This is a genomic window from Inhella crocodyli, from assembly GCF_004004565.1.
GTDB lineage: Bacteria > Pseudomonadota > Gammaproteobacteria > Burkholderiales > Burkholderiaceae_C > Inhella > Inhella crocodyli.
The window spans coordinates 246,530-263,400 of the sequence record NZ_SACM01000005.1 but is presented as its reverse complement, the minus strand read 5'-3'; the positions used below and the strand labels follow the sequence as shown (position 1 = coordinate 263,400).

The window sequence follows — 16,871 nt, the reverse complement described above, 5'->3', positions numbered from 1 at the left end:
TCAGTGCGGAAACGTCAATGCGGGAAGTGCACGCGGTCGGCCAGGGCCACCCACACCGGGTCCAGGTCGCCGCTCAGGTCGGGCAGGGTGCCCAGCTCGGTGCGGCTTTCTTCGGGGGCGTGGAAGTCGCTGCCGCGCGAGGCCAACAGGCCGAACTCTTTGGCCACGCCGGCGTACTTCAGCGCCTCGGCCGCCGAGTGGCTGCCCGTCACCACCTCCAGCCCGCGGCCCCCGTGGGCCACGAAGTCGGTCAGCAGCGCCAGCTCTTCGTTGGGGGTGAACTTGTAGCGCGCCGGGTGGGCGATGACGGCCATGCCGCCCGCGTCGCGGATCCAGCGCACCGCGTCGCTCAAGGCCGCCCAGCGGTGCGGCACGAAGCCGGGCTTGCCCTCGGTCAGGTACTTGTGGAACACCTCGGGCACGCTGCGGCAGTGGCCGGCTTCCACCAGCCAGCGCGCGAAGTGCGTGCGCGAAATCAGCTCGGGGTTGCCCACGAAGGTCAGGGCGCCTTCGAAGGCGCCGTGGATGCCCACTTGGGCCAGCCCTTCGGCCATCTCGCGCGCCCGGGGCTCGCGCCCGCCCCGCGTCGAGCGAAGGCCCTCGCGCAGCGCCGGGTGGGTCTCGTCGAAGCCCAGGCCCACGATGTGCACCACCTGGCCGGCAAAGCTGACGCTGATCTCGACGCCGGTGAGGTAGGCCATGCCCAGGCGCAGGGCGGCGTCCCGGGCCTCGGCGATGCCGCCGATTTCGTCGTGGTCGGTCAGGGCCCACAGCTGAACGCCGGCGGCCGCGGCGCGCGCGGCCACCGCCGCCGGCGCCAAGCCGCCGTCGCTGACGGTGGAGTGGCAGTGCAGGTCGGCGTTGGTGAGGTGGTTCAGCGCAAGGGCATCAGGCATGGGCCGATTCTCAGGCGAGGGCCATGCCTTGGTGGCGCAACAGGGCATCGATGGACGGCTCTCGGCCGCGGAAGGCCTTGAAGTTGTCCATCGCCGGGCGGGAGCCGCCCCTGGCCAGGATCTCGGCCACGAAGCGCGCGCCGGTGGCCGGGTTGGCCGTGCCCTCTTCTTCGAAGGCGGCCCAGCAGTCGGCGCTCAGCACCTCGGCCCACTTGTAGCTGTAATAGCCCGCCGCGTAGCCGCCGGCGTAGATGTGGCTGAAGCTGTGGGGCATGCGATTGAAGGCCGGCGGCGGCAACACCGAGACCTCGTCGCGCACGGCCTGCATCAAGGCCAGCGGGTCTTGCGGCCCTTCTGCGTGCAGGCGCATGTCGAAGAGGGCGAACTCCACCTGGCGCAGGGTCTGCAGGCCGGCCTGGAAGTTCTTGGCGGCCAGCATCTTGTCGAACAGGGCGCGGGGCAGCGGCTCACCGGTGCTCACGTGCTTCGTCAGGCGCGCCAGCACGGGCCATTCCCAGGCCAGGTTCTCCATGAACTGGCTGGGCAGCTCGACGGCGTCCCATTCCACGCCGTCGATGCCCGACACGCCGCCCACCGTCACCTGCGTGAGCAGGTGGTGCAGGCCGTGGCCCCACTCGTGGAACAGGGTGGTCACGTCGTCGTGGGTCAGCAGGCTCGGTTGTCCGTCGGCGCCGGGCGCGAAGTTGCACACCAGGTGCGCCACCGGGCTTTGCACGTGGCCCGTGTCGGGGCGCTTCCAGCGGCCGCGCACGTCGTCCATCCACGCCCCGGGTCGCTTGCCAGGGCGGGCGATCAGGTCCAGGTAGACGTGGCCCACCAAATGCCCATCGCGGTGCAGGGCGTAGAGGCGCACGCTGTCGTGCCACACCGAGGCTTGCGAGGCTTCGACGGGCGTCAGCGTCAGGCCGAACATGTCCTTGAGCAGCGCGAACAGGCCGTCCAGCACCTGCGGCAGGGTCAGGTACTGGCGCACCTCTTGCTCGCTGTAGCTGTACTGCGCCGCCTTCAGCGATTCGCTCACGTATGAGAGGTCCCAGGCTTGCAGGTCGTGCAAGCCCAGCGTGAGGGCGTGGGCGCGCACGGCGGCCAGGTCGTTCTCGGCGAAAGGGCGGGCCTTGGTGGCCAGGTCGCGCAAAAAGGCCAGCACCTGCTCGGCCGAGTCGGCCATCTTGGGCACGAGGCTGACCGACGCGAAGTGCGGGTGCCCCAGCAGCGCGGCCTCTTCGTGGCGCAGGGCCACGATCTCGTGCATCAGGGCGGTGTTGTCCAGCGCGGGGTCGCCCAGCTCGCTGGCGCGGGTGGCGTAGGCGCGGTAGAGCTGTTCGCGCAGGGCGCGGTCGTGCGCGTACTGCATCACTGGGCCGTAGCTGGGGAAGTGCAGGGTCAGCTTGCACTGACCGGGCTGGCCTTCGGCTTCGGCCAGGGCCTTGGCGTGGGCCACCACGTCCTCCGGCACGCCGGCCAGGCGCTCGGGCGGCACGAACAGGGCGAAGCGGTCGGTCGCGTCCATCACGTGCTCGCTGTAGGCCTGGGTCAGCTCGGCGCTGCGGGTCTGGATGGCGGCAAAGCGCTCCTTGGCCTCGCCCTGCAGCTCGGCGCCCCCGAGCACGAAGCCTTGCAGCGCCAGCTTCAGCGCGCGCTGCTCGGCGGGGTCGTGCGGGATGGGCGCGGCCTTGTACTTGGCGTACAGGCGTTCGTCGCTGCCCAGGCCGCTGAAGAACTCGCTCACCGCGGGCAGCATGGCGTTGTAGGCCTCGCGCAGCGCGGGCGTGTCGGCCACGGCGTTGAGGTGGCCGATGGCGCCCCAGGCCAGGCCCAGCGCGTCGGTGGCCACGTCGAGCTCGCGCTCCATGGCGTGCAGGTCGGCGGGGAAGTCGGGGTCGGTGACCTTCTCTTGCGCCGCCTGGGCCTGGGCCAGCAACTCGGTGATGGCAGGCTGGATGTGCTCGGGCCGGATGGCCGCGAAGTCGGGGAGGTGGGCGCTGGAAAGGAGGGGGTTGCTCATGGGGCTCAGGCTTGGGCCTTGCGTTGGGCGGCTTCGAGGGTGTTCTGCAGCAGCATGGTGATGGTCATCGGGCCGACGCCGCCGGGCACGGGGGTGATCCAGCCAGCGACTTCCTTCACCGCCTCGAAATCGACGTCGCCGCACAGCTTGCCGGCGTCGTCGCGGTTGATGCCCACGTCCAGCACCACGGCCCCGGGCTTGACCATGTCGGCGCTGACGAACTTCGGGCGGCCCACGGCGGCCACCAAGATGTCGGCCTGGCGGGTGATCTCGGCCAGGTTGGGCGTGGCGCTGTGGCAGATGGTGACGGTGGCGCTGGCCTGCAGCAGCAGCATGGCCATGGGCTTGCCCACGATGTTGCTGCGGCCGATGACCACGGCGTGCTTGCCACGCGGGTTGCAGCCGATGCTCTCCAGCATCTTCATGCAGCCGTAGGGCGTGCAGGGCTTGAAGCCGGGCTGGCCCACCATCAGCGCGCCAGCGCTGGCGACGTGGAAGCCGTCGACGTCCTTCTCGGGCGCGATGGTTTCGATCACGAGGTCGGCGTTCAGGTGCTTGGGCAGGGGCAACTGCACCAGGATGCCGTGCACCGCCGGATCGGCGTTGAGTTCGCGGATGCGGGCCAGCAGCGCGGCTTCGCTCAGGTCGGCGGGGTGGCGCTCCAGGCTGGAGGCCATGCCGATGCTTTCGCAGGCCTTGACCTTGTTGCGCACGTAGACCTGGCTGGCCGGGTCCTCGCCCACCAGGAGCACGGTCAAGCCGGGGCGGTGGCCCTGGGCGCTGAGCGCGGCCACTTCGGTGGCCATGTTCGCGCGCAGTTGTTGGGCCAGGGCATTGCCGTCGATGAGTTGGGCGGGCATGTCGGACATCCTTTCAGAAACGAAAAAGGCCGCTCAGGGAGCGGCCTTTGAAAACACAGGCGATCAAGCCTTGGCGGTTTGCGCGCCGAGGGCGATCTTCAGCAGGTCGGCCACGGTGTTGGCGTTCAGCTTTTCCATGATGTTGGCGCGGTGCGCTTCCACGGTCTTGATGCTGATGCCCAGGTCGTCGGCGATCTGCTTGTTCAGGCGGCCGGCCACGATGCGCTCCAGGACTTGGGCCTCGCGCGTGGTCAGGCGGCTGAGCAGGGCGTCGCGGCTGGCGGCTTCCTGGTGGCTGGCGAAGGCCGTGCGGGCTTGGTCGAGCATCTTTTCGACCAGGGCCACCAGCGACTCCTCTTTGAAAGGCTTCTCGACGAAGTCGATGGCGCCCTTCTTCATCGTCTGCACTGCCATGGGCACGTCGCCGTGGCCGGTGATGAAGGCGATGGGCAGCGGGCTCTTGCGCTCGATGAGCTTGTCTTGCAATTCCAGGCCGCTCATGCCGTCCATGCGGATGTCGCAGATCAGGCAGGCCACTTCACGCGGGTCGAAGCGGGCGAGGAAGGTCTCGGCCGAGTCGTAGCACTTGACGCGGTAGTCCTTGCCTTCGAGCAGCCATTGCAGCGAATCGCGCACCGCTTCGTCGTCATCGACAACGAAGACGTTGCCTTTCTTGGGGATCAAGCTCATGGAGTGGGGGCCAGCAGTGGGTGAGCGGGGGCGTCCGTGGGCTTGGCGTCCACGGGGATCGTGAACGAGAAGCGGCAGCCCGAGAGAAGCTCGCCATTGTAAAGATTCTCGGCACGCAAGCGGCCCTTGTGGGACTCGACGATAGACCGGCATAACCCTAGTCCGATGCCCAGTCCGTCGGTCTTCGTCGAATAGAAGGCCTCGAACATGCGGCTCAGCACCTCCTCGGGCAGCCCCGGGCCGGTGTCGGTCACGGCGAACTCGATGGTGCCGCCTTGGTCGGGCATGTGGCGAGGCACCACGCGCAGTTCCACGTGGCGTCGCGAGGGCGGCAGCTTGGCGTTGTCGATGGCCTCGGCGGCGTTCTTCAGCAGGTTCAGGATGACCTGCTCGATCAGGATGGGGTCGACCGACAAGGCGGGCAGGCGCTGGGCCACGTACACGTGCAACTGCACGTTGCGGCGGCGCAGCTCGAAAGAGGCCAGTTCCACCGCGTCGTCGACGATCTCGGCGGCCTGCGAGGGCACGCGTTGCGGCTCGCTCTTCTTGACGAAGGCGCGGATGCGGTGGATGACCTGGCCGGCGCGCTGCGCCTGCTTGGAGGTCTTCTCCAAGGCCGCCAGCAGGTCTTCTTTGGCGATGTTGTCGCCCTTGACCCGGCTGATCATGCCGTTGCAGTAGTTGGTGATGGCGGTCAGCGGCTGGTTCAGTTCGTGGGCCACCGACGAGGCCATCTCGCCCATGGTGATCAGGCGGCTGGTCACCTGGGCTTTGTCGGCCTGCACCTGGGCCTGCTGTTCGGCCGCGCGGCGTTGTGTGATGTCGGTGGCGATCAGCATTTGCGCCAGGCGGCCGTCGGTCCACTGCAGGTAGCGCGTGCGCACGTCGAACCAGCGCTCCACCGCCTCCACGTACACCTCGCGGGGCGTGCCCCCGGGCGCGTCGGTCAGCTCCTGGGCCGGCAGACCGCTGGCGTCGTCGACGGCGTCGCCCTGCAGCTCGGCCGGACGCACCGGTTCCTGGGCCAGGCTCAGGTGGCCGGCGTTTTCGGCGCCGAACCAAAGGCGGTAGCTGCGGTTGGCGAACAGCAGCTCTTGGGCTGGCACCGAAACCACGGACACGGCAGCGTCCAGGCCTTCCAGCACCGTGGTGAAGCGCTCGTGGCTGGCGCTGAGCTGATCGCGCACACGCTTGGCCTCGGTGATGTTGGTCATCGAGGTCATCCAGCCGGTTTGCTTGCCCTTGGCGTCGACCAGGGGGCTGACGTACATGCGGGCGTCGAAGATCGAGCCGTCTTTGCGCATCACGCGCACCTCGACCCCGCCGCTGGGGCTGCGGCCCTGCATCTCTTGGTCGAGCAGTCGCTGGTTCTCGTCCAAGCGGTCGCGGGGCCAGAAAGGGAAGGGCGGGCGGCAGCCCAAGAGCTCGGCCTCGGTGAAGCCGGTCATGGCGCAGAAGGACGGGTTCACATAGGCGATGCGCGACTCCATGTCGAGCGCCCGCATGCCCGTGAGCATCGAGTTCTCCATGGCGCGGCGGAAGTTGGTCTCCGCCAGCAGGGCGTTTTGCATGTGCAGGCGCCGCCGCATGTGGCGCCAGGTGCCCAGCAGCATCCAGACCGTGAGCACCGCCAGGGCCACCACCATCCAGAACAGGGTGTTGGAGATCAGGCCGATGGACGTGCGGTAGCCGGTGCCGCGCAGCATCAGGCCGTTGAAGGCCGGGGCCAGGGCCACGTCGTGCGAGATCACGGCGCGTGGCGCCAGGCGCCGATCGGCCGGCCCTTCGGTGGTGGCCAGCAGGATGTTGTCGTCCACCATGGCCACCGGGTGCCGGGTGGTGACCTCGGTGGGCACGTAATAGCGCAGCAAGGCCTCGACGCCGTACTCGGCGATGAGCACGCCGCCGAAGCCGTTGCGGTCCACGAGCGGCACGTGCACTTGGAAGACCAGGCTGCCAATGGCGTCGCGGAAGGCGCCGGAGTAGCTGGTTTGCCGGCGCTCTTTGGCCAGGGTGAAGGCCTGGTCGGGCGGGTTGCCCAGCATGGGCATGGACGGGTCGCCGGTGCCGGGCGCCATCAGGTGGTTGGCTTGGAAGCCGGTGCTGCTGACGCTGGCCCGCCGGTCGCGGTGGGCGCTCAACCAGGTGATGTGGGTGACCTCGGGCCGCTCGCGGGCGAAGGCGGTGGCCTGCGTGGCGAACTCCTGGGGGGAAATCTGTCGGGTCACCACCTCGCGGGCCATGCGCGCCAGTTGTTCCTGGTTCTCGATCAGGCGCAGGCGGATTTGTTGCTGGGCGATCTCCGTGTCCCGCTTGACGGCCTCGGTTTCCCGCTCGACTTCTTCGTTGCGCAGGTACCAGAAGGCCAACACGATGGCCATCAGGAACAGCAGGACCGAGGCCAAGGGCCCCAAGGTGGCGAAGCGGTCTTGGCGCGCGGGCGATTGGCGGCGCCACCAGCGGACGTAAGTGGCCAGCACGGGGCGCAACAGGGCCTGGGTGCTTTGGACCCAGTTGGCAAGCAGAGGCATCTGGGCATTATCCGAACGGCCCAAAATATCGCAATATGAAATGAATGGTCGCAATTTGGAATATTGGCGACTTGTGCGAAACTTCGACCGCGAATTTGAGTCCTGCCTCTAATCACGACGGAGACGCCCATGTCGGCCCAACCCCAAGACTTCCTCGGCGCGCGCGCCGGCGACCGCGACCCCCAAGAAACGCAAGAGTGGCTGGATGCCCTGAAGGCCGTCATTGGCACCGAGGGCGACGAGCGGGCGCACTTCATCTTGGAAGCCTTGATCGACGAAGCCCGCCAGGCCGGCATCGACGTGCCCTTCAGCGCGAACACGGCCTACCTGAACACCATCCCGCCGGACCAAGAGGCCAAGTGCCCAGGCAACATCGAGATCGAAAAGCGCCTGCGCGCTTACATGCGCTGGAACGCCATGGCCATGGTGGTGCGCGCCAACCGCCTGAACCCGGCCGATGGCGGCGACCTGGGCGGCCACATCGGTTCCTTCGCCTCGCTGGCCTCGATGCTGGGGGCGGGCTTCAACCACTTCTGGCACGCCGAGAGTGAGAACCATGGCGGCGACCTGCTCTACATCCAGGGCCACAGCTCCCCCGGCATCTACGCCCGGGCCTACCTGGAAGGCCGCCTGACCGAGGCCCAGCTCGACAGCTTCCGCCAAGAGGTGGATGGCAAGGGCCTGTCCAGCTACCCGCATCCCAAGCTGATGCCGGACTTCTGGCAGTTCCCCACCGTCAGCATGGGCCTGGGGCCCTTGATGGCCATCTACCAGGCACGTTTCCTGAAGTACCTGGGCGCCCGCGGCATCGCCGACACGGCCAATCGCAAGGTCTGGGCCTTCATGGGCGACGGCGAGATGGACGAACCGGAATCGCTGGGTGCCATCGGCCTGGCGGCGCGCGAGGGCCTGGACAACCTGGTCTTCGTCGTCAACTGCAACCTGCAGCGCCTGGACGGCCCGGTGCGCGGCAACGGCAAGATCATCCAAGAGCTGGAGAGCGAGTTCCGCGGCAGCGGCTGGAACGTCATCAAGCTCATTTGGGGCAAGGGCTGGGACGAGCTGCTGGCGCGCGACAAGAGCGGCAAGCTCAAGCAGCTGATGATGGAAACGCTGGACGGCGACTACCAGGCCATGAAGGCCAACGACGGCGCTTACGTCCGCAAGCACTTCTTCGGCAAGTACCCCGAGACCGCCAAGCTCGTCGAGCACATGAGCGACGAAGAGATCTTCGAGCTGCGCCGTGGCGGTCACCAGCCCGAGAAGGTATACGCCGCCTTCCACCGCGCCCACCACAACACCACGGGCCAGCCCACCGTGCTGCTGGTCAAGACGGTCAAGGGCTATGGCATGGGCAAGGCCGGTGAAGGCAAGAACACCGTCCACCAGACCAAGAAGCTGACCGACGACGACATCAAGTACATCCGCGACCGCTTCGGCATCCCCGTGCCCGACAGCGAGCTGCCCAAGCTGCCGTACTACAAGCCGGCCGACGACACGCCGGAAATGCGCTACTTGCACGAGCGCCGCCAGGCCCTGGGCGGCTACCTGCCCAAGCGCCGCATCAAGGCCGACGAGAGCTTCACGATCCCGCCGCTGGACACCTTCAAGGCCGTGCTGGAGCCCACGCCCGAAGGGCGCGAGATCTCCACCACCCAGGCCTACGTCCGCTTCCTGACGCAGCTGCTGCGCGACAAGGACCTGGGCCCGCGCGTGGTGCCCATCCTGGTGGACGAGGCGCGCACCTTCGGCATGGAGGGCCTGTTCCGCCAGATCGGCATCTACAACCCCAAGGGCCAGCTGTACACCCCGGTCGACAAGGACCAGGTCATGTACTACCGCGAGGACAAGGCCGGCCAGATCCTGCAAGAAGGCATCAACGAGGCCGGCGGCATGGCCTCGTGGATCGCCGCGGCGACGTCGTACTCGACGAACAACCGCGTGATGATCCCGTTCTACATCTACTACTCGATGTTCGGCTTCCAACGCATCGGCGACCTGGCCTGGGCCGCCGGCGACATGCAAGCCCGCGGCTTCTTGCTGGGCGGCACCAGCGGCCGCACCACGCTGAACGGCGAGGGCCTGCAGCACGAAGACGGCCACAGCCACATCCTGGCCGGCACCATCCCGAACTGCATCTCCTACGACCCCACCTTCGCGCACGAGGTGGCGGTGATCATGCACAGCGGCTTGAAGCGCATGGTCGAGAACCAGGAGAACGTGTTCTTCTACCTGACCCTGCTCAACGAGAACTACGCCATGCCCGGCCTGCAAGCCGGCACCGAGGCCGAAATCCTCAAGGGCATGTACTTGCTGCAGGGCGCTGAAAAGGGCGCGCTGGAAGTGAACCTGCTGGGCAGCGGCACCATCTTGCGCGAATCCATCGCGGCCAAGGCCCTGCTGGAGCAGGACTGGGGCGTGAGCGCCAACGTGTGGAGCTGCCCGAGCTTCAACGAGCTGGCCCGCGACGGCCAGGACGCCGAGCGCTGGAACCTGTTGCACCCGCTGGAGGCCCCGCGCCAGAGTTTCGTGGCCCAGCAGCTGAACCGCACCGCCGGCCCCGTGGTGGCCAGCACCGACTACATGAAGGCCTACGCCGAGCAGATCCGTGCCTACGTGCCGGCCGGCCGCAGCTACAAGGTGCTGGGCACCGACGGCTTCGGCCGCAGCGACTTCCGCAGCAAGCTGCGCCAGCACTTCGAGATCAACCGCCACTACGTCGTGGTGGCCGCGCTCAAGGCCTTGGCTGACGAAGGCAAGCTGCCGGTGGCCAAGGTGGCCGAGGCCATCGCCAAGTACGGCATCGATGCCGCCAAGATCAACCCGCTGTACGCCTGAGGAACCGACGTCATGGCATTGGTGCAAGTCAAGGTCCCGGACATCGGCGACTTCAAGGATGTGGCCATCATCGAGGTGCTGGTCAAAGAGGGCGACACGATCCGCCCCGAGCAGAGCCTGATCACCGTCGAGAGCGACAAGGCCTCGATGGAGATCCCCAGCAGCCACGGCGGCGTGGTCAAGTCGCTCAAGGTCAAGCTGGGCGACAAGGTCAACATCGGCGACCTGCTGCTGGAGTTGGAAAGCGCGGGCGCGCCCGCCGCGGCACCGGCGCCCACGGCGTCTGCGGCCCCTTCCGCCTCGGCAGCGGCCGCCCCGACCCCAGTGGCCGCCCCGGCCACGGCGCCGGCTGCAGCCAGCGCGGGCAACAGCACCGTCACCGTGGTGGTGCCCGACATCGGCGACTTCAAGGACGTGGCCGTCATCGAGTTGCTGGTCAAGCCCGGCGACACCGTGGCCGTGGACCAGAGCCTGATCACCGTCGAGAGCGACAAGGCCTCGATGGAGATCCCCAGCAGCCACGCCGGCGTGGTGCAGTCGCTCAGCGTGAAGCTGGGCGACACCGTCAACATCGGCAGCCCGGTGTTGGTGCTGACCGTGGCCGGCGCCGCCTCAGCGGCGGCCCCGGTCCCGGTGGCCGCGCCCGTGGCGGCCCCCGCGCCGGTGGCGGCCTCGGCCACCCCAGCCACCCCGGCCGCGGCCCACAACCCGACGGCCGCGCCTTCGGCTGCGTTGCCCCACGCCAGCCCCAGCGTGCGCAAGTTCGCCCGTGAGCTGGGCGTGCCCCTGGACGAGCTCAAGGGCTCGGGACCCAAGGGCCGCATCACGCAGGACGACGTGGCCGGCTTCGTGAAGGCCGTGATGGCCGGTGGCGTGCAAACCAAGGCCCAGGCCGCCAAGGCGCCGGCCGCGTCGGCGGGTTCGGGCGCGGGCCTGAACCTGCTGGCCTGGCCGCAGGTCGACTTCGCCAAGTTCGGCGCGGTCGAGCGCAAGCCCCTGTCGCGCATCAAGAAGATCAGCGGCGCCAACCTGCACCGCAACTGGGTCGTCATCCCGCACGTGACGAACCACGACGAGGCCGACATCACCGAGCTGGAAGCCTTCCGCGTGGCCATGAACAAGGAGCACGAGAAGTCGGGCACCAAGTTCACGATGCTCGCCTTCCTGATCAAGGCCAGCGTGGCCGCGCTCAAGAAGTTCCCCGAGTTCAACGCCAGCCTGGACGGCGACGAGCTCGTGCTGAAGAAGTACTTCCACATCGGCTTCGCGGCCGACACCCCCAACGGCCTCGTCGTGCCCGTCATCAAGGACGCCGACCAGAAGGGCGTGGCGCAGATCGCCAAGGAGATGAGCGAGTTGGCCGCCAAGGCGCGCGACGGCAAGCTCAGCCCTGCAGACATGACGGGCGGCTGCTTCAGCATCTCGTCCTTGGGCGGGATCGGTGGCACCTACTTCACGCCCATCATCAACGCGCCCGAAGTGGCCATCTTGGGTGTGTGCAAGAGCTTCATCAAGCCGGTGTGGAACGGCTCGGCCTTCGAGCCGCGCCTGACCCTGCCGCTCAGCTTGAGCTGGGACCACCGCGTGATCGACGGCGCCGCCGCGGCGCGCTTCAACGCCTACCTCGGCGCGATCCTGGCGGACTTCCGCCGCGTGCTGCTGTAAGGGGCCCCGCATGGCACAAATCGAACTGCGCGTCCCCGACATCGGCGACTTCAAGGACGTTGGCGTCATCGAGCTGCTCGTCGCCGTGGGCGACACCGTCAAGCTCGACCAGAGCCTAATCACGGTCGAGAGCGACAAGGCCTCGATGGAAATCCCGGCCACGGCCGCGGGCACCATCACCGAGCTGAAGGTCAAGATCGGCGACAAGGTCAACAAGGGCGACCTCGTCGCCTTGGCCGAGGGCGTCGCTGCCGCGGCAGCCCCTGTGGCCAGCGCGGCGCCGGCACCTGCTGCAGCCAAGCCAGCGTCCGCCCCTGCGGTGGCCGCGACCGTGGCGCCAACGCCGGCCACCGCGTACACCGGCGGTGTCGACCTCGAATGCGACGTGCTGGTGCTGGGCGCCGGCCCCGGCGGCTACTCGGCCGCCTTCCGCGCGGCCGACCTGGGCCTGAAGGTCGTGCTGGTCGAGCGCTACGCCACCTTGGGCGGCGTTTGCCTGAACGTGGGCTGCATCCCGTCCAAGGCGCTGTTGCACGTGGCCGCGGTGATGGACGAGGTCAGCCACTTCGCCGACCTGGGCGTGAGCTTCGGCGCCCCCACCGTCGACCTGGACAAGCTGCGCGCTCACAAGGCCAAGGTGGTGGGCAAGCTCACCGGCGGCCTGTCGGCCATGGCCAAGATGCGCAAGGTCACCGTCGTGCGCGGCAAGGGCACCCTGGTGGACGCCCAGCACCTGAAGGTGGAGGAGTCCACCGGCAGCGGCCAAGAGCTCACCGGCAAGACGCAAACCATCCGCTTCAAGCGCGCCATCTTGGCGGCCGGCTCGCAAGCGGTGCGCCTGCCCTTCCTGCCCCAGGACGATCGCATCGTCGACAGCACCGGCGCGCTGGAGTTGCGCGGCAGCCCGAAGAAGATGCTCGTCATCGGCGGCGGCATCATCGGCCTGGAGATGGGCACGGTCTACAGCACGCTCGGCGCCAAGCTGGACGTGGTGGAAATGATGGACGGTCTGATGCAAGGCGCCGACCGCGACCTGGTCAAGGTGTGGCAGAAGATGAACGCCAAGCGCTTCGACAAGGTCATGCTCAAGACCAAGACCGTTGGCGCGCAGGCCACGCCCGAGGGCATCAAAGTGCAGTTCGAGGGCCTGGATGGCACCAAGAGCGAAGGCACCTACGACCTGGTTTTGCAGGCCGTGGGCCGCACGCCCAACGGCAAGAAGATCGGCGCCGAGAACGCCGGCCTGGCCGTGACCGATCGCGGCTTCGTTAACGTCGACATCCAAATGCGCACCAACGTGCCCAGCCTGTTCGCCATCGGCGACTTGGTGGGCCAGCCCATGCTGGCGCACAAGGCAGTGCACGAGGCGCACGTGGCCGCCGAGGTCATCGCCGGCGAGTTGCTGGGCGACGAGAAGCTGGCCAAGAGCGCCTTCAACGCCCGCGTGATCCCCAGCGTGGCCTACACCGACCCCGAGGTGGCTTGGGTGGGCCTGACCGAGGACCAGGCCAAGGCCGAGGGCATCAAGGTCGAGAAGGGCCTGTTCCCTTGGACGGCCAGCGGCCGCGCCATTGCCAACGGCCGCGACGAAGGCTTCACCAAGCTGCTGTTCGACGCGGAAACGCACCGCATCGTCGGCGGTGGCATCGTCGGCACGCACGCCGGCGACATGATTGGCGAGATCGCCCTGGCCATCGAGATGGGCGCCGACGCGGTGGACATCGGCAAGACCATCCACCCGCACCCCACGCTGGGCGAGAGCATCGGCATGGCGGCCGAGGTGGCGCACGGCAGTTGCACCGATTTGCCGCCCGCGAAACGCTGAGCACGCCGCCCTGATCGCAGCACCAGCCCGAACGGAAACCGTTCGGGTTTTTTCTTGTCGGTGAGGCCCCGATGATGCGGACGCGGGCGCTTTGCTCGCCCCCTCTTTTTCAACCCACACGGTGGAGGCTTGGATGAGCAACGCGACTTGGGATGCAGCGGCCGGCAACGACGATTGGAACGCTGCCGGCAATTGGACGGGCGCGGCGGTGCCCGACGGGCAGGCCCAGTTTGCCGGCAGTGCCCAAACCGTCATCGGCTTCTCGCAAGCCGCTGGCACGCAGGTGGGCGGCTTGGCCTTTGCCCCCGGGGCCCCGGGCTACACCTTTTGCCTTGGTGCGGCATCGCCCACAGCGCCCACGCTGAACATCGCGGGTGCCGGCGTCGACAACGCCTCCATGGCCACGCAAAGCTTCATCGTGGCCGCCACCAGCGCCAGCCTGCACACGCCGCAGTTGCAATTCAGCAACCAGGCCTCGGCGGGCTCGGCGAACAACTTCTACTGCGCCGGCCCGGTCAACGCCCAAGGCGCCGGCGGTGGGGTGATCCGATTCGTGGGGCGCGCGTCCGCCGGTTCGGCGCGTTTCATGGCCTGGACCGGGGCGGGCGTGCCAGCCCGGCAGGGCAGCACCGTGGGCGGCGAGATCAGCTTTGGCGACGACGCGACGGCCGAGACCGCCAGCTTCGTGGTGTACGGCAGCTTGGGTCCCGATGGCGACACCTTCGGCAACGCGGTGTTTCACGACCGCTCGACCGCGGCGCGGGCGCGCTTCTTGAACGTGGGCGGCACCGTGAGCGGCGGCGATGGGGGCAACACCCAGTTCTACGACCAGTCCAGCGCCGTGCAAGCGCAGTTCGACAACCAGGGCGGGACGGTGGTCAAGGCCAACGGTGGCGATGTGGCCTTCGACGGCACGGCCACCGGCGCGCAGGGCCTCTACCTCAACCACGCCGCCCCGGCCGCCGGCGCCTACGGGGGGGTCACCAGCTTCAATAACAACCCGCCGCACATGGCCAGCAGTGGCGCGTCCGCCGGCTCGGGCGTGTACATCAACTTCGGCGCTTGCCACGGCGCGCAGGGTGGCGGTGGGCACGTCGAATTCAGCGCCAAGTACGGCTGGTGCACGGCCGCGAACGCCACCTTCCACAACCATGGCAGCGAGGTGGCGAGTCCCGCCAGCGCCGGTCACACGATCTTCTCGATCAACACCCCGACAAGCTACTTCCCGACGGCGGCGCAAGCCAGCTTCTACAACCACCCGGCTGCCGCCGCCGGGGGGGCGGCGGGCTACACGCAGTTCGCCGTGTACGCCAGCACGGACGCTGGCGCGGTGCCCGCGCCAGCCGGTGGCGCGGTGCCCACGGCCGGCCAAGCCACCTTCGTGAACCTGGGCGGCCACGCGCCTGGCGTGGCCGGGGGCTACACCGTGTTCGCCGGAACGGCCTCGGCCGGGCAGGCCGTGTTGGTGGCCCACGGCGGCAGCCGCGGGGGCGGTGGGGGCCGCATCGTCTTCCGCGACGCGGCCACGGGCGACGCGGCCAGCGTTTACTTGGCGGACAACGCCGAGCTCGACCTCAGCGCCCACCGTGGCGGCTTGGGCCTGGCCAACCTTGACCTGGCCGGTGGCGTGCTTCGCGTGGCGCTGGGCAACGCGCCCACGCCGCTGCAACTCAGCGGTCGTCTGGCCATGCGGGGCAGCACCACTTTCGCCTTCGAAGGCGCCAACACGGCCCCGGCGGCGCCCCTGACCCTGCTGAGTGCGCCCAACCTGGGCGAGTTCGCGGCCTCGCAGTTCGCGGGCAACGCCGTCGGTGGCAAGGCCCCCACCTTCTCCGTGCAGGGGCAGAACCTGCAGGTGCGCTTCGGCTGAGGGCACGACGCGCCGGGCTTGGGCTCAGGGTTCGCCAGGGCCCGGCCTGGGCACAAGCGCACGCCCACCCCGGCTTTGACGCGCCGCTCCGCTGGGCGACGCCGCGTCGCCTGACTAAGCTGTCGGCCCCTGTCACTGACGCTCCCCAGGCATGCCCGCTGCGCCCGCACCCACCCCCGGATTGGTCTTCCGCAAGGACGGCCGTGCCGGCCGCAGCAGCAGCACGGCGGGCAAGCACATCCTGGCGCGCGCGCTCGATGCCCTGGGCGCTTTTTCTTCCGCGCAGGCCACGCGGGCCGAAACGCGCTGGCGCCGTCTGTACCCGCATCCCGTCACCCATTGGGTGGAAGGGGCGGTGCTGCGCCCTCAGGCGGTGGTCGCCAGTGCCGAGGCGGGCTTGGCCGCGGCCTGGGAGGCCCTGGCCTGGGTGGGCGACGACGGCGTGGAGCGCGACCTGGCCGAAGCCTTGGCCGCCCCCGAAGGCTGGCCCTTGGCCACCTTCACGCTGAAAGGGGAGGGCACGGCCGCGGTGCACCCGTGGAGCGTGCCGTACCGCGGCGAGACCCTGCAGGGCGACGCCTTGCTGCAGCAGCTGCTGCGCTGGGTGGAAGCCGGCGTGCTGGAGGCCAGCGCGGCCAAGGCCTTGGGCCGCTGCGTGCGCCACCCCGAGTGGTTCGACCTGTCGGACCGCCACATCGCGCTGCTGGGGGCGGGCAGCGAGGCCGGTCCCTTGCGGTGGTTGGTGCGCTGGCGCGCCAATTTGCTGGCCGTGGACTTGGACCGCCCCGAGGTCTGGACCCGCATCGCCGACCTGGTTCGGGCCGGCAACGCGACCCTGCACCTGCCGCTGCGCGGCCCCGCCGGCGGCGACTGGACCCGCCAGGCTGGTGTCGACCTGCTGCGGGACGCCCCACGCGCGGCCGCCTGGCTGCGCAGCTTCGAGCGCCCGCTGGACGTGGGCGCCTTCGCCTACGCCGATGGCGAGCGGCACCTACGCGTCTCCGTGGCCATGGACTTGGTCGTGCGCGCGGTGCTGCAGGCCCAGCCCGCGAGCTCCGTGGCCTACCTTGCCACGCCCTCCGACGTCTTCCCCGTGCCCGAAGCCAGCGCCCGGTTTGCGCAGCGCCGACACGCTGGTCGTTCTGGCCCCTTGCGCTGGCTGCAAGACGGATTGTGTGCGCTCACGCGCGGGGGCCTGTTTCGCCCGCATTACCCGGAGCTCATGCCCTTGCCCGATGGTCGCCAACTGGGCGTCAGCGACAGCCTGGTGTTGCAGCAAGGGCCCAACTACGCCGTGGCCAAGCGCTTGCAGCAGTGGCGTGCGCTGGTCGCCCGCGCCCAAGGGCACCGCGTCAGCCTCAACGTGGCCCCGGGCACTGGCACGCACTCGGTGATGAAGAACCCGGCCTTGGCGGCCGGTTACCGCGGGGCGAGCGCCTTCCAGGTCGAGGTCTTCGAGCCCGACACCACGAATGCCTTGATGGCCGCCCTGTGGGTGCACGACCTGCGCACCGACCGTGCGCCGTCCGACCCGCGCGTGCCACTCGCCCATCCCCTGGACCTGGTGATGGACCAAGCCTGCCACGGCGGCCTGTGGACGACGGCCTTCCGGCCCCGCTCGGTCTTGCCGGCGGCGGCGTTGCTGGGGTGGTGGCGCAGGCCCTGAGCGC

The 16,871-nt window shown here is 68.9% G+C and carries 10 protein-coding genes; 5 read left to right on the top strand and 5 right to left on the bottom strand.

Going from position 1 to position 16,871, the window contains the following annotated elements; genetic code table 11:
* Positions 1–14 precede the first annotated feature (14 nt).
* The 5 genes from EOD73_RS16165 to EOD73_RS16145 form a co-directional block, all read right to left on the bottom strand.
* On the bottom strand, positions 15–896 hold the full coding sequence (locus tag EOD73_RS16165; RefSeq protein WP_127684071.1) for a 3',5'-nucleoside bisphosphate phosphatase: 882 nt from the start codon (positions 894–896) through the stop codon (positions 15–17).
* Positions 897–906: 10 nt separating this feature from the next.
* Positions 907–2,922: a M3 family metallopeptidase gene (locus tag EOD73_RS16160; protein ID WP_205702491.1), complete on the bottom strand. Its 2,016-nt coding sequence runs from the start codon at positions 2,920–2,922 to the stop codon at positions 907–909.
* Positions 2,923–2,927: 5 nt separating this feature from the next.
* Entirely contained in the window at positions 2,928–3,782 is an 855-nt protein-coding gene (folD, locus tag EOD73_RS16155) for a bifunctional methylenetetrahydrofolate dehydrogenase/methenyltetrahydrofolate cyclohydrolase FolD (protein WP_127684070.1), read from the bottom strand.
* 63 nt (positions 3,783–3,845) lie between these two features.
* Positions 3,846–4,472 (bottom strand): response regulator transcription factor, encoded by a 627-nt coding sequence (locus EOD73_RS16150; RefSeq protein WP_127684069.1) that lies wholly within the window; start codon positions 4,470–4,472, stop codon positions 3,846–3,848.
* Entirely contained in the window at positions 4,469–7,003 is a 2,535-nt protein-coding gene (locus tag EOD73_RS16145; RefSeq protein ID WP_127684068.1) for a PAS domain-containing sensor histidine kinase, read from the bottom strand. The genes EOD73_RS16150 and EOD73_RS16145 overlap by 4 nt, the downstream gene beginning before the upstream one ends.
* A 129-nt stretch (positions 7,004–7,132) precedes the next feature.
* Between EOD73_RS16145 and aceE the strand changes: the two genes are divergently transcribed.
* The 5 genes from aceE to EOD73_RS17980 all read left to right on the top strand — a co-directional run bounded on the left by aceE (position 7,133) and on the right by EOD73_RS17980 (position 16,867).
* On the top strand, positions 7,133–9,841 hold the full coding sequence (aceE, locus tag EOD73_RS16140; protein WP_127684067.1) for a pyruvate dehydrogenase (acetyl-transferring), homodimeric type: 2,709 nt from the start codon (positions 7,133–7,135) through the stop codon (positions 9,839–9,841).
* Positions 9,842–9,853: 12 nt separating this feature from the next.
* The gene (gene aceF / locus EOD73_RS16135; RefSeq protein ID WP_127684066.1) at positions 9,854–11,506 is read left to right on the top strand and encodes a dihydrolipoyllysine-residue acetyltransferase; all 1,653 of its coding nucleotides are present in this window, start codon (positions 9,854–9,856) and stop codon (positions 11,504–11,506) included.
* A 10-nt stretch (positions 11,507–11,516) separates the two neighbouring features.
* Positions 11,517–13,331, top strand: a complete 1,815-nt coding sequence (gene lpdA, locus EOD73_RS16130; RefSeq protein ID WP_127684065.1) for a dihydrolipoyl dehydrogenase — start codon at positions 11,517–11,519, stop codon at positions 13,329–13,331.
* Positions 13,332–13,464: 133 nt separating this feature from the next.
* Positions 13,465–15,201: a hypothetical protein gene (locus EOD73_RS16125; RefSeq protein WP_127684064.1), complete on the top strand. Its 1,737-nt coding sequence runs from the start codon at positions 13,465–13,467 to the stop codon at positions 15,199–15,201.
* Positions 15,202–15,352: 151 nt separating this feature from the next.
* Positions 15,353–16,867 carry a hypothetical protein gene (locus EOD73_RS17980; RefSeq protein ID WP_127684063.1) on the top strand — a complete coding sequence of 505 codons (1,515 nt, stop codon included), beginning with the start codon at positions 15,353–15,355 and terminating at the stop codon, positions 16,865–16,867.
* The last annotated feature ends 4 nt before the right edge of the window (positions 16,868–16,871 follow it).